Below are 14,488 nucleotides of genomic sequence, written 5' to 3'. Positions count from 1 at the left end.
CACAACCGCTGCCGCGACCACAACCGCTGCCGCGACACCGGAGGCAGCTCACGGGACGACGCGGACCGAGTCCCCGAAATTCGTGCACAAGGTCTCCAACTGACTCCACCCTTCCCCCACGTACTGGCAACCGACGCTGACCTGAATTCCCGACTCCAGCAGGACGTGCCAGCGCACGGTTGACCCGTCCTCAGGGTGTTCCGAGTAGGCGAGGCTGGAACGGCTACCGAATACGACGTCGCGTTCCAGATCGGTCAGGACTCCCGGCGGACGCTGCGCCATCTGGACCTCCAGCTTCGCGGCGACCTGTTCATAGCCGGAACCCGCCGTCAATGGCGTCTGCATCACCGTAATGCGCTGCCGCGCACCAGTTTCGGGAACCAGATCGACACGGGCGCGTGCACTCTCCGGCGCTGGAGCCACACGCCAGCCGGGCGGAACTCGAAACCGTATGCGGCCGAATGCTTCCGGTGCCGACTCAGCCGATGTGGCGGCCGGGGACGGCGCCACGCTGGTCGAGGCCGTCTCCGTGCTCGGCGCTGCTGTCGCCGCGTCGTCTCCGCGACCGGACACGATTACCGCGCCGATGACTACCAGTGCGACGACTACGAGAGCAGCAACCGCAACGACCGCGAACCGCGCTGTGCTGTACCGGGGCTGCTCGGCTGCGGCGCGGTCCCGCAGCGGTCGCATCCACTCGGTGGGCGCGGTCGCGGGCGGCATTTCCTGTCGATGGCTCGGTCCCGGCCGGCGACCCCGGAGGAGATCGTTACCGGCGACCGAGCGCAGCTCGACAGCGGCGCCCGCGGCCTGCTCGATCGCCGCACCGAGCAGGCCGAGCTTCGTGGGGTCGGCGATACCCACCACCTGGGCGAGGTCGATCGGGCCGCCTTCGAGCAGCCGAGTGACGAGCCCGCGCAAAGCATCGAAAGCCGGTGATTCCTCGGTGATTTCAGCGAGCGCGAGTGCGGGGTCGTGTTCACAGGATTCGACATGTACGCCGCGATGGCTTCGGATGACCGCGGAGGCCGTGGTGGTCAACGTTCCGAATTCCAGCACCAGCGTTCGCCGACTGTGGCTGGTGCCCTCGTCCGACGCCACCGATCGCACCGCGATCCCCTCGAACACGACCTCCGACGTCCAGCGCCGCGCCGCCTCCTCGAGTACGCCGCGACGGGCGGCGCCCCATTCGGTAGGGCAGATCACCGTCATCCGGGCGCACGGTGCGGCAACGCGAAGATTCTCGAGCACACTCGCGAAAACGGCGCCCATCGCGTCCACCACCGACGGCGTTCGAGGCGGTAAGGCCATGGCGGCGGCGGGCACGAACTGGACTACCGACCCCACCTGGGTAGGCGGGGTCAGCGGCTGCCCCACGACGAGGTCGAAGCCATTGCTGCCCAGAACGACCGAGGGCGGCGCGTCCCAGTGGGTGTCGGCGCCGCGCGCCCAGATGCGCGCTTCCGTGACGACGAGCTCGACCTCGGACATCAGGGCGACGGCATCCACGCCGTCTGTACCAGGCCCTCCTGGTTGCGGGTGACGTAGGTGCCCCGGCCCGGGGGCATCGGGCTCGGTCGTTTGGTGCCCATCAGGACTCCCTCGTCCTTACTGCAGCTCAAGATCAGGCCGGCGGAGCCCAGATCCCGCATCCTGGCCAGCGTCGCCTCGAACATCGCTCTGCTCGCACCACCCGAACGCCGGGCGATGATCACGTGGAAGCCGAGGTCGCGAGCATGGGGCAGGTGTTCGAGCAGCGCCTGGACCGGGTTGCCCGCGGACGTGGCGACCAGGTCGTAATCATCGATGATGACGTACAGTTCCGGTCCGCTCCACCACGAGCGATCCCGCAGTTGCTGCGGCGTGACATCCGAACCCGGCGTGCGCTTGTTGACGTAAGCGGCCAGGTCGTTCATGTTCTGGGTGAACTGAGGCGCCGTCGAGCCGTAACCGGCGAGGTACCCCTCCGGGACCAGGCCGAGCATGCTGCGCCGGTAGTCGCCGAGGATGAAGCGGGCTTGATCGGGGGTGTTGGACGCGGCGATGCCCTCGATCAGCGAGCGCAGCAATGTCGTCTTTCCCGACTCGGTGTCGCCGATGATGATGAAGTGCGGGCTCTCCACGAAGTCGATGTAGACCGGAGCCAGCTCCGACTCGTTGATGCCGAACGGAATGCGCAGGCACTTGGTGTTCGGGTCGACCTGCGACGGCCAATCGCCCGCCAGGTACAGCAGTTGCTCGCGCGCAAGCTGCTCGGGCAGCATGCGGACCTGCGGAGCATGACGGCCCGGCGTCAGCCGGGCGATGGCGGCGACCGCGTCGGCGACGGCCTGGGCGAGGTCGGTCGGATCGGGATTGCCGTCGATGCGGGGCAGGCCGGTCAGCATGTGCAGGCACTCGGGGGTCATGCCGCGGCCCGGCCGCCCCTGCGGGACCAGGGAGGCGAACTTGCGTCCCAGATCGGAGTCCATCGGATCACCCAGGCGCAGCTCGATCCTGGTGCCGATCTGATCCTTGAGCGCGGGCCGTGCCTCCGCCCAGCGATTCAGCGCGATGACCACGTGCACGCCGTAGGACAGACCCTGCACGGCGAGGTTCATGATGGTCTGCTCGAGCATCTCGAAGTCCTGGCGGATCGAGCTGAAGCCGTCGATCACCAGGAACACGTCGCCGAACGGATCCTCGTGCGCACCCGCGGCGCCCGGACTGCTCGCCGGGTCCATCGCGCGCAGCCTGCGGAAGTCCGCCATCGATTCGATGCCGAGCTGGCGGAAGCGCGCCTCACGCTGACGGACGATGGTGGTCATCTCGGCGATGGTGCGCCGGACCTGGTCCTCGTCCAACCGGCTCGCGACCGAGCCGACGTGCGGCAACCCTTGTAGGCCCGCCAGGGTGCCGCCACCGAAGTCCAAGCAGTAGAACTGCACTTGTTCGGCGGTGTGCGTCAACGCCATCGACATGATCAGTGTCCGCAGCGCGGTCGACTTGCCCGATTGCGGGCCGCCGACGACGGCGACGTTGCCGCGGGCGCCGGATAGGTCGATGATCATCGGGTCGCGGCGCTGGTCGTAGGGCCGGTCGACGATGCCGATCGGGGCGCGCAGCGTGGACACCGCGGAGTACTCGCCGGTGAGGAGGGAGCGCGGCAGGAGCTGGTCGAGCGTGGGCGCCTCGTCCAAGGGGGGCAACCAGATCTCGTGCGCCGGGCGGCCGTGGCCGCGGATCCGGGAGACCAGCATGTTCAGGTTGGACACCTGCTCGCCGTCCTCGTCCTGGTGCTCCTGCTCCAGAGTCGGCTCGGGTGGCAGCGGAACGCGGTCAGCGGCACGGAAGTCGACATGCGTCGCGGTGAACGGCCGTGCTTTGACGTCGATTTCGCCGGACTGCGTCGCCACGATCATGTCGCGCTGCGAGCCCCCGCCGACGTACGGTCCGGAGACATAGGAAGCCTGGAAGCGCTGGATCTCACCGGAATCCGCCTTGAGGTAGCCGCCACCGGGGTTGTTCGGCAGGTTGTAGGCGTCGGGCACACCGAGCACCTGCCGGGATTCGTTGGCGGAGAACGTCTTCAGGCCGATCCGGTAGGACAGGTGGGCCTCGAGGCCCTTGAGTTTGCCTTCTTCCAGGCGCTGCGAAGCGAGTAGCAGATGCACGTGCAGCGAACGGCCCAGACGGCCGATCATGACGAACAGCTCGGCGAAATCCGGATGCTGGGTGAGCAGTTCGGAGAACTCGTCGAGCACCACGAACAGGGCGGGCAGCGGATCCAGGTCGGCGCCCGCGGCCCTGGCCTTCTCGTACTCGGAGACGTTGGCGAAGTTGCCCGCGGCCCGCAGCACTTCCTGGCGGCGGTTCATCTCACCGGCCAGGGCGTCCTTCATGCGGTCGACGAGGTCGGCCTCTTCCTCCAGGTTGGTGATGACGGCGGCGACGTGCGGAACCCCTTCCAGGCCGAGGAATGTCGCGCCGCCCTTGAAGTCGACCAGAACCAGGTTCAGCTGATCGGGCGAGTGCGTGGCCAGCAGGCTCAGCACCAAGGTGCGCAGGAACTCCGACTTACCGGAACCCGTGGCGCCGATGCAGAGACCGTGCGGCCCCATGCCGTTCTCGGCGGCCTCCTTGATGTCCAGATCCACCGGCAGGCCGTCGGCGCCGACACCGAACGGGACGCGCAGGCGTTCCCGCCCGTAGCGCGGCCGCCAGGCGTGCTCGGGGTTGAAGGAGCCGATGTCGCCGAGACCCATCAGCTGGGCCCAGGTCGAGATCACCTCGGAGTCGTCGTTCTCCACGTCGCTGCTGCGCTGCGTGGCGGCGCGGTAGGGCGCGAGCCTGCGCGCCACCTGCTGCGCCTGCTCGGGGCTGATCCGGTCGATCAGCGCGAAGCGCTCCTGATTGCCGGTCGCGCCGCGGCCGACGCACTCGCCGTTCTCCACGATCATCTTGATGCCGCGAGAGACCGCCAAGCGCGGCGCGTAACCGCACAAGTCGATGATGGTCACGCCCTCGTAGCCGGATTCGCGCAGCTGATCGTCCTCCGCCTCGAGCAGACCGCCGTCGACCACGATGACGATGTGCACCATGTTCGCGTTGGCCGGCTGGTTTCGCGAATACCGGACCCGGTTGCCCAGCAAGGGATGCAGCCCGGCCATGGCCTCCCGGATCGAACCGTAGAACATGCGCTCGGTGCCGATGCCGTCCTGCGAGTCGGGGTGCTGGGTGTGCGGGAGCCACTTGGTCCACTCCCACTCCGCCGCCGTGTCCGGCCCGCAGACGACCGCGACGAGAACCTGGTCCGGCGCCTGGAACATGCACAGCTGCACCAGCATCGCGCGGGTCATGTCCCGCGCCTGGCCGCGGTCGCCGTCCAGCGCGATGGTGGCGAAGCCCTTGACCGCGATAGCGGTCGGCAGGTCCGGCACGGTCGAATGCGCGCGCACGAACCGGCGCAGCGAAACAGCCGCGATGGGCTCGAGCTCCTCGACCGGGCCGGTCTCGGGGGCGACCAGCCTGGTGGCCAAGCGCTGCCCGCCGAGACCGATGCGGGCGTGGCAGAAGTCCTTGTCTCCCGCGCGGCGTTCCCACATGCGGCTGGTGCCCGCCAGCATCCAGACCAGGCCGGGCTCCGGGTGGCTCCACTCGACGGAAGCGCGCTGCTGCGCGGCGGTCTCGTTGACGTCCTTGCGAACCTGGTCGAGGTAACGCAGGTAGTCCTTGCGGTCCTCGTTGGCCTCGGCGGCCTTCTGCCCCTTGCCGCCGCCCTGACCGGCGAACATGCCGACCATGGAGAACAGCATCATGAGCGGGAACATCATGCTCATCGGATTGGAGGCGATGCCGCCACCCTGGGTGAACAGCAGGGCCATCATGCCGACCATGCCGATCACCATCACGACCGGCATGAGCTTCATGACCAGGTTTCCCGGTGTGACCCGGGGGATTTCGGGCGGCGGCTGAAGCGTGACCTCGCCCCCCGGCGTTCGAGGCATCTCGCGGCGCGCACGGCGCTGGAAGCGGACAGTGCTCATCGACGAGAAATCCCCCTTCGGCCAGCTGTGATTCGGCCTCAGTGTAGAGGTCACCGCTGACATGTCGTACAGTTCGACCAGCATTCTGCTGCCCGGACCGTGGGTTCGCAAGCTCGCATTCGGCCCGCGAGGCTGCGGAATCACGAGGTAGAAGACCGAGTTGGGGGAAGCTTGACGCACGCGCGACTTGACCACATCGACGAAGAATCCTCGCGCGGGATCGTCCGCGCTCCCGACCTCGCCCGGGTGACGATTCTGGCCAAGCACACCCAGGTCGACATGGCCATACCGGTGGATGTGCCGGTCGCCCTGGTCATTCCGAGCGTGGTCGACATGGTCGCCCAGCACAGCCGCACCAACGACTTCGACAACGAGGGCGAGCGCTACGAGCCCGCGGAATGGGTGCTCGCCCGAATCGGCCATCCGCCGTTCTCCAACTCGCTCAGCCTCGGCGAGCACGGTGTCCGCGACGGCGAACTGCTGATGCTGGAAAGCGCCTCGCACACCGCGCCTACGCCGCTGTTCGACGACATCATGTACAACGTCGCGATCGCCGACACCGATCACTACCGCAGCTGGACCCCGCGGGTCGCGCGGATCACCGGCTCGGTGCTCGCGGCGATCACCATGGTCGTCGGCTGCCTGGGTCTGCTGCTGTCCCCCGGCTCGCTGCCGATCGCGGTGGGCGGTTCGATCGCGCTGGTGGTCGCGATCCTGCTCGTCGTCACGGCGATGGTGCTGAGCAGGATGTACGGCGACACCGGCACCGCGCTGGTGCTCGGCGGCTGCGCGCTGCCCGCCGCGTTCAGCGCGGGCATGCTCTATGTACCCGACCATTACGGCTGGGCGCACATCCTGCTCGGGTCGGTCCTGGCGGGCGCGACGGCGATCCTGGCCTGGCGGGTCACCGGCGTCGGTCTCGCGTTGTTCATCGGCATGGCCACGCTAGCCACGTACACGGTGCCCGCGGCGCTGGTCGGCCTGCTCACCGACCAACCGGAGCGCGCGATCGGCGCCGGGGCGGCGGCGCTCGGTCTCGGCGGGCTCTCCCTGGCCCCGCGGATTTCCATGCTGCTGGCGAAACTGCCGCTGCCGCCTGTCCCGTCGCCGGGCACCCCGATCGACCCGACCGAAGACGACCCGGACGATCACCGCGCACTGCCGACCATGGAGGTGCTGCGGGTGAAGTCCGAACGCGCCCGCATGTACCTCGCCGGTCTCGTCGCGGCGACGACGCTGGTCACCGCCGCGGGAGCGCTCGCGGCCACCGACCCGGCATCCGACGACCCGTACTGGCAGGGCGTCGCGCTCGCGCTGGTCTGCGCGGCGGTGCTGATGTTCCGCAGCCGCACCTACGCGGGCGCGGAGCAGGCCGTCGTGCTCATCGCGGGCGGCGCGGGGATCGTGCTGATCATGTTGGTCGGCGCCGGTTTCGCGATGCACCAGCCGCTGGCCGTGTTCGGCGCTGCGATGATCGTTCTGGTCGCGGCGCTGATCCTCGGCATCATCATCCCGAACCAGTCGGCCACCCCGCCGATGCGCCGCGGCGTCGAACTGCTCGAGTACACCTTCGTCGCCGCCGTGCTGCCGCTGGTCTTCTGGGTCTCGGATCTCTATTCCCTCGTCCGGGGTCTGTGAGCTCGGCTCGATGACTCCGAAACATCTGGGCTCGCAGCGTTTTCGTGTTGTTCGGACCGGAGCGGCGGCATGCGTTCTCGCGCTCGGGGTGTCCGTCGGGTTCGGTGCGACCGCGAGCAACCCGGCGCACGCGGAGAAGCCGACCGTGAGCCCGAATACGCCACCGCCCCCGGGGGAGCCAGCCGCTCCGCCGGACAAGACCGAGCGGGCGACGAACACTCCGTGCGTCAGCACCGGGTCCGGCGGCAGCGGACCGTCCATCCCGGAGGCCCAGCGCTCGCTCAACCTGGAGCACGCCTGGCGATTCTCCCGGGGCGCAGGCCAACTCGTGGCGGTCATCGATACCGGTGTCGCCCGTCACCCCCGCCTGCCCGGGCTGATCGCGGGCGGCGACTATGTGAGCAGCGGTGACGGAACCGAGGACTGCGATGCGCACGGGACGTTCGTCGCGGGACTCATCGCGGCGACGAAGGTCGACGGTCAGGGCTTCTCCGGGGTCGCGCCCGAGGCGCAGATCCTCACTATCCGCCAGACCAGCAAGCTGTATCAGAAGGAAGGCGCGAATCGGGACAAGGGGCCCGACGCCCTACCCGAGGGGTACGGCACCACTCGCACGATGGCCTCGGCGATCCGTCGTGCGGCGGACATGGGAGCCAGCGTCATCAATGTGTCCGAGGTAGCTTGCAGGCCGACATCGGAGCCCTTCGAAGACACCGATCTGGGTGCGGCGGTGCGATATGCCGCGATCGAGAAGGACGTGGTCGTCGTGGTCGCGGCCGGTAACAGCGCCGATGCCTGCAAGGGCTCCAACCAGGTCATCGATCCGCTCGACCCGGCCGCCGACCCGTGGAGCAAGGTGGATTTGAACGTGTCGCCCGCCCGCTACGACGACTACGTGCTCGCCGTCGGTTCCATCGACGGGCAAGGCCAGCCGTCGACGTTCACGGTGCCGGGGCCATGGCTGGGCGTAGCCGCGCCCGGTGAGAACATCACCTCGCTCGATCCGTTGTTCAACGATCCGAACAGCAGGGGAACCGCGGTCCAGGTCGGGAGCATCCGTCAGCAGGGGCAGCTCGGGCCGATTCAAGGCACCAGTTTCGCCACGCCCCTGGTGTCCGGTGTCGCCGCACTCGTGCGGGCTCGTTTCCCGGAGTTGAGCGCGCTGGAGGTCGTCGAACGCATTCAGGCCACCGCCCACGCCCCGGCGGAAGGGTGGAACCCGTACGTGGGCTACGGCGCGGTCGATCCGGTGGCCGCGCTGACCGCCGAGGTGGGCGACATATTGCCGCCCAAACGGCCGTCGCCGTCGAAGAGCGTGCAACTCGCGGTACCCGCTCCGGCCCCGCCGCCGGACCACAGCGCGCGCGATGTGGCCTTGATCGGCAGCGGAACCATCGCGGCACTGCTCGCCTTGGGCTTGCTCGCCTCGTTCCCGATCCGCCGACGACTCGGTGTGTCCGACGACGATATATGACTCGGGAATCCCGGCATCCGCTGCGGGGCTGGGCCTTTCGGTGCGAGTAGGCGCGCGCACTGCGGTGATTCGCCGACGCGCACCGCTGAACGGCGGGACTATCTCGCGGCGATCGGCTGCTTGGCGGGCGCCGGGTCCGCGGCGACGCCGTCGTGGGCGACCATGGCGGCGTCGCGGCCCATCGTCGGTCCGCTCGCGAGCAGCCCGACGATCGGCCACGGCGCGGGCTCGGGTGTCACGCCCGATTCCTTGTCCATCCCGAGTGCCTTGGCGGCCTCGCTGTCCTTGATGCCGAAGCGGACACCGGTGTCGGCGATGTAGAACATGCTGTCCTTGCGCCTGCTGTCCGGTTCGATGCCGGTGGTCTGGACGAACGCGCCCGAACCCGGCTTGAAGTACACGGAGTCCACGTTGTCGCCCTTGCCGTCGGCCTGGGCGAGCGGAACCAGCTTGGCGCTACCGGGCATCGGCAGGTCGCTGCCGTCGATGACGGTCAGTTCGGCACGCAAGGCGACGTCGGCGTTGCCCGCGACTCCCGGAATGGGCTTCCAGGACAAGCAGCTCACGGGCCGGGCCTTGGGCTGGATGATGGTCGGTGCGGTCTCGGGGTAGGTATCCACGTTCAACGCGTTCGACACCGGCGCATGCTGTTGCTCGTAATCGCCGATGGCGGTGCCGTGATCGGGGTTGCGCTGCGAACTGCGGATCACGTCGGCGGTGAACGGGCTGATGGCCTGCAAACCGTTGTGCAGAATGACGAAGTTCTGGTTCGCCTTGCCGGTCACCTGGACAACGGTGCCGATCTTCAGGCCGTTGATCGAGTAGCCGGACGGCTGCCCGCCCGGATCGTCGATCTTCGGCGGCACGATCGCGTTCACCTCTGGAATAGCGTTCAGCAGACCTTCACTGATCGGGCGCGGGGTCATGCCTCGGATGCCCAACGGGCCCGCGACCGACGGGTCGTTCATGTCCACGCGGGCGCGCGTTTTGTTCCAGACGAGGTAGGTCGCGTCCTTACCCTTGACCAGCAGCGCCTTGTCCGAGCCCGTCGCCGACGCCTTGTCGCCGAGTTCCACGTCGCCGATCAACACGGAGGTGCTGCGGTCGTCGGTGCCGTCGGTCTTCAACGAGTCGCACACCGTCCAGGCGCGGCCCTTGCCCTCCTTGTCGAAGTGCACCGACCCGGGAGCGCCTGGGATGCCGATCAATTGACCGCGAGCCTTCTTCCCCAGCTCGGACTCCTTCACGATCGCGGGCTTGGCGGCCTCGCCCGCGGCCAGGCGGGCCGAAGCGAGGTTGAGAGCCGGGTGCACCACGTCGTCGATCATCACGTAGACCGCGCCGGAGTCCTTGCCTACCAGGATCTTGGCGTCACCGATCTTGTCCTGCGGGCGCAGCAACGCGAGCACGCCGCATCCCGCCAGAACGACACACGCCAGGATCAGGCCCGCCGCGTACGCGCGGGACTGAGAACGCATGGGGTCGTGCAGCATTCGCACGTCCCGGCGCACCAAGGCGTGCTCCATCCGCCGGACCAGAAAGCGGTAGCCGCTCACCTGCCAGCGTGTGGTGGGTTTTGAAGGCATTATTCCTCCCCCGAACAGTGCTCACGTCCGCCGAACACAGTACAGTTCCCGAGGATTCTTGTTCAGCTCGGCCACAGCGAACCGGCCGACACCGGGTACTTGGGGGACGACAATGGCGGAACCGGCAGGCGCGGGACCACGAGCGCTGCTGGGGCGCATCTCGATGCAGAACCTGCTGATCGCGCAGATCATCGGGCTGTTCGCCGGAGTCGTCGCACTGTTCGCCGGTCTGCCCGGGCTTCCCGCGCTCGGCGTGGCGGTGGTCGTCGCGCTGATACCGCTGATCCCGGTCGCCAAACGCACTCTGCTGGACTGGGTCGCCACGTGGTGGCGTTATCTGACCCACCGCGACTACGAGCTCGGCGACACCGTCGACTTCCGCGGCGCGGATGGACGCTCGCTCGGCCTGTTCTGGGACGGCAGCCGCGTGGCGACGGTGGTCGAGGTGCTGCCCCCGCCCGGCGGGCTGACCAGGATCGCCCGCACCACGGTGCACGCCTCGCACCTGCTCCCGCTGGCGGAGCTGGCCAAATGTCTTAATCAGCACGACATCCTGCTCAGCGGCATCGACATCATCAGCCACGGGCACCGCAGCCGTTCGGGCACGCCCGCGGGCAAGATCTACGAATCGCTGCTGGGCCCGCTGCCCGCCACCGCGCACCGCACGGTGTGGTTGGCGATCAGCTTCGACGCGGTGGCCTGCCCGGAGGCGACGGCCCGGCGCGGCGGCGGAGCCGAAGGCGCATCGCGGGCGGTCACCATCGCGACCCAGCGGATCATGCGCACACTCGAGGACGCCGGCTGCAACGCCCGCATCTTGACGGCGCCCGAGATCCGCAAGGCGGTCTTGCAGATCACCAGCGGCTACGACCCGCGCACGCTCGAACACCGCTGGCGCTACGCCGAAATCGGCAACAGCGTGAACGTCGGCAGCGCGGTGGATCCCAAGCGCCTGGACTCCGATCTGCTCGCGCAGCTGTGGGTCGCGCCGTCGCGCGGCACCACCGTGGCCGTGCGGCTGCGCCCCGGCAGTTCGGCCGAGTCGGTGAGCATCGGCGCCGCGTGGCGGCTGACCGCACGCGAGCTGCCCGAAGGGTCCGAACTGCCGGGCATGATCTCGATGAACGGACGCCACCGCGACGGACTGCTCGCCCACCTGCCGATCGCGGTTCCCGGCGTGGACGACACCGTCCCGATGATCGAGCACTTCATCGACGTGATCGATGACCTGCACCTGCCCTCGTCCGGCTGCGGCCAGCTGATCGGCTCGGACGACGAAGGCAACGGTGTCGCGGTCCGCATCGTCGGCGCCGGCATCTCGACGGTGTACGTCGCGGGTGAGCTGTACCTGGCGCAGCAGTTGGTGTTCCGCGCGCTCGCGGTCGGCGAACGGATCCTCATCCGCACCGACCGGGCGCGGGCATGGGAAAATCTGGTCACCACGATCGGGAACCCGGAGCGGCTGACCATCGCCGTCGAAATCCACCAATCCGACGCGGGATTCACCGCCACGGTGGTGGACGGCGTGCTCGCGCCCGCCCCGCACGCGGGCGTCACCACCATCTACGTCACAGGGGACCCGATGGGCTGGCCCGCCAGCCGTCCCGACCTGGCCATCCAGCAGCCCGGCGCGATCGGCAACCACGTCGTGCTGCGCACCGGCACCGCGCAGGTCGATCTGACGCTGGTGTCGATTCCCAGCGAGGCCACCTACATCGGCCACCCACGCGGCCGCCGCGCCGTTGCGGCCCAGTAGCGGCTGACCCGATGCCGACGCAGTTCGGCGGGTGGGTCCGATGTCGAGTCGGCGCAGCATGATTCAGAACCGTTGGACGAACCGGTACCAGCTGCCTTCGAGGGGCGTGTAGCCGACGTCGCCGTCGGAGCGGGGTGGGCCCTGTCTGGGTGCGCCGTGTGGGAAATAGGCGAATCCGACGGGATCGATGAGGCCTCCGTCGGTATAGAGCAGGCAGCCGTCGTCGCGTTCTACCACCGAGGTGATGGTGTAGACGCCGTACCGGCCGTGGGCCGAGGCGTCGCAACTGGTTGCGAGGCGTTCGAGACTGCCGGCGGAAACCCGCCATCCGAAGTCCTCGGGAAGGTCGGCCCACGCCAGCGCGCAGGTCAGTGCGACCGCGCCGGGCGCGAGGAGTAGCCGCAGGTAGCGGCGGTAGCGGATCGCACCGAACAGCCCGATCACCAGCCACAGCGCGCCCAGCAGCACCAGCGCCCAGCCGGCGAGCACGAGATACGGAAACGCGGCGTCCGACATCAGCAACCACAGCGTCGCTACGCAACACAGGCTCACCAACAGTGTGATCACCGCGACCGACACGCGCCACCACCGGGATGCGGTCCGAGCGGGTTCACCCTGACGGCGCAGCTCGTCGTTGTGTTCGGGGGTGGTCATCGAGTCGTGCCTCCTGTGGCAGAGCGCGCGGTTCGGGTCGAGAGGCCGCGGGTGTCACCATCGACCGAACTTACCGATTCGACGTCAGGCCCACCCGCCGAGCCGGGCGTCATCGCGGCTAGCCTGGGTACGGGTCGGCGCTTCTGGCGGCTCGCAACGTGCGGGCCCACCAGGCCAATTGGCGCAACATGCGGTCCGCCGCATCGATCGCGGCGCCGTCGCGAGTGTCCCCCGCCTCGTCGAACCGCTTCTTGGCCTGGTGAAAGCTGACCGTCTCGCGGACCGACACCATGTGGATCTCGGCGACGACCTGACGCAGCTGCTCCACCGCCCGCAAGCCACCGGACAGGCCCCCGTAGGAGACGAAAGCGATGGGTTTTGCGCGCCACTCGTGTTTCGCGGTGTCGAACGCCGTCTTCAGCGATGCCGGATAGCCGTGGTTGTACTCGGAGGTGACGACGACGAACGCGTCGGCGTCGCGCAGTCGCGCGCGATAGGCCGTGGTGTGCTCGTTCTCGGTGAGCTCGACCGGCAACGGTGTGTGTGCAAGATCGATGACGCCCGTGTCGAATTCGGGGCGAGCGCGCACCGTACGCAGGAACCAATCCGCGACCACCGGCGCGAACCGCTCCGGACGCACACTGGCCACGATGACCTCGAGCCGCAACGGGGTATCCACCGCGCGAGCCTAACTCGCGACCTGACCGCCCCAGCCCCCGGCGCGCTCGGATACTCCCCGTGAACTCTGCTCCCGTCGGCAACGGGCACCCACCCGAAGCCACCGACTCCGTCGGGTCGACCGAACGCCGAGCACGAGCTGTCTTCCCGCCATTGACGAGCGAGTGCGGACCGACGAGCCTGCCGAATATCCTATGGTCGACAGGCCCATCTCCTCGCGGCGCCGCGAGCGCCACGGGACGAAGCCAGTGCCTATGAGCGCAATGGAGTGCAACTGAGACGGACGGGCAGTCGATCGAACACGGAGACAGGATGATTCTGGTAACCGGCGCCACCGGGAATGTCGGTGCGGAACTGGTGCGGACTCTGAGCGAAGCGGGTGAGCAGGTGCGAGCGCTGGTGCGCGATCCCGCCAAGGCCGCGCTCGTGCCGGGCGCCGAGGCCGTGACCGGCGATCTCAACCGACCGAAGACGTTGGCCGACGCCCTCGACGGCGTGGACGGCATGTTCCTGCTCCCCGGCTACGACGACCTGCCGGATCTGCTGGATCGCGCGCACAAGGCCGGAGTACGCCGGGTCGTGCTGCTGTCCGGGGGTTCGGCCGCGCTGCGGGACATGGACAATGCCGTGTCCCGCTACATGGCGCTGTCCGAGGACGCGGTGCGAGCATCCGAACTGACGTGGACTCTGCTGCGACCGCGGCAGTTCATGTCGAACGCGCTGCGCTGGCTGCCGCAATTGGCCTCGGGCGACGTTGTCCGCGTCCAGTTCCCGGGTATCCGGGCAGGAGTGATCGACCCCGCCGATATCGCGGCGGCCGCGGCCGCGGCGCTCATCAGGGACGGGTTGGAAGGACAGGCGCTCGAGCTCACCGGCCCGCAGGCGCTGCGACCGGCCGAGCAGGTCGCGGTGCTCGGCGCGGTGCTCAACCGGCCGCTGGTGGCGCGCGAACTCGACGACGAGGAGACCGAAGCCGAGTTGGCCGCCACCATGCCGAGGGAGTACGTCGACGCGTTTCTCAGCTTCTTCGTCGGGGGGACGCTGGACGAGGAGACGCTCTATCCGACCGTCGAGCAGGTGACCGGCCGGTCGCCGCGCACTTTCGAGCAGTGGGCGACTGCTCACGCAGAAGAATTCGCGACGGCGCCGAGCTGACCGACCACGCGCGGCCGTCCGG

Annotated in this window: 9 protein-coding genes; 4 read left to right on the top strand and 5 right to left on the bottom strand. The window is 68.6% G+C overall.

All coding sequences use genetic code 11. From position 1 onward, the window contains the following. Window positions 1-48 precede the first annotated feature (48 nt). On the bottom strand, window positions 49-1,491 hold the full coding sequence (locus GVY39_RS10145) for a type VII secretion-associated protein (protein ID WP_159922941.1): 1,443 nt from the start codon (window positions 1,489-1,491) through the stop codon (window positions 49-51). After that, window positions 1,491-5,525, bottom strand: a complete 4,035-nt coding sequence (gene eccCa / locus GVY39_RS10140; RefSeq protein ID WP_159922939.1) for a type VII secretion protein EccCa — start codon at window positions 5,523-5,525, stop codon at window positions 1,491-1,493. The genes GVY39_RS10145 and eccCa overlap by 1 nt, the downstream gene beginning before the upstream one ends. A 171-nt stretch (window positions 5,526-5,696) precedes the next feature. Here eccCa and eccD point away from each other — a divergent pair, with 171 nt between their 5' ends. After that, window positions 5,697-7,163 (top strand): type VII secretion integral membrane protein EccD, encoded by a 1,467-nt coding sequence (gene eccD, locus GVY39_RS10135; RefSeq protein WP_159922937.1) that lies wholly within the window; start codon window positions 5,697-5,699, stop codon window positions 7,161-7,163. Window positions 7,164-7,173: 10 nt separating this feature from the next. Then, a complete protein-coding gene (gene mycP / locus GVY39_RS10130; RefSeq protein ID WP_159922935.1) occupies window positions 7,174-8,637 on the top strand; it encodes a type VII secretion-associated serine protease mycosin in 1,464 nt (487 codons plus the stop codon). Window positions 8,638-8,735: 98 nt separating this feature from the next. Here mycP and eccB read toward each other — a convergent pair whose 3' ends face one another. Next, complete coding sequence (eccB, locus tag GVY39_RS10125; protein ID WP_159922933.1) at window positions 8,736-10,223, bottom strand: type VII secretion protein EccB; 1,488 nt, start codon at window positions 10,221-10,223, stop codon at window positions 8,736-8,738. A 112-nt stretch (window positions 10,224-10,335) separates the two neighbouring features. Between eccB and eccE the strand changes: the two genes are divergently transcribed. After that, window positions 10,336-11,979: a type VII secretion protein EccE gene (gene eccE, locus GVY39_RS10120; protein ID WP_159922931.1), complete on the top strand. Its 1,644-nt coding sequence runs from the start codon at window positions 10,336-10,338 to the stop codon at window positions 11,977-11,979. Between the two features lie 63 nt (window positions 11,980-12,042). Here the strand turns inward: eccE and GVY39_RS10115 are convergent, their stop codons facing one another. Together GVY39_RS10115 and GVY39_RS10110 are read right to left on the bottom strand one after the other, a co-directional pair. Next, the gene (locus GVY39_RS10115) at window positions 12,043-12,633 is read right to left on the bottom strand and encodes a hypothetical protein (RefSeq protein WP_159922929.1); all 591 of its coding nucleotides are present in this window, start codon (window positions 12,631-12,633) and stop codon (window positions 12,043-12,045) included. Window positions 12,634-12,751: 118 nt separating this feature from the next. Next, on the bottom strand, window positions 12,752-13,312 hold the full coding sequence (locus tag GVY39_RS10110) for an NADPH-dependent FMN reductase (RefSeq protein ID WP_159922927.1): 561 nt from the start codon (window positions 13,310-13,312) through the stop codon (window positions 12,752-12,754). Window positions 13,313-13,623: 311 nt separating this feature from the next. Between GVY39_RS10110 and GVY39_RS10105 the strand changes: the two genes are divergently transcribed. Next, the gene (locus GVY39_RS10105; protein WP_159922925.1) at window positions 13,624-14,466 is read left to right on the top strand and encodes an NAD(P)H-binding protein; all 843 of its coding nucleotides are present in this window, start codon (window positions 13,624-13,626) and stop codon (window positions 14,464-14,466) included. The last annotated feature ends 22 nt before the right edge of the window (window positions 14,467-14,488 follow it).

This window comes from Nocardia sp. CY15 (genome assembly GCF_009829295.1).
GTDB lineage: Bacteria > Actinomycetota > Actinomycetes > Mycobacteriales > Mycobacteriaceae > Nocardia > Nocardia sputi.
This window is presented reverse-complemented; position numbering and strand designations above follow the sequence as displayed.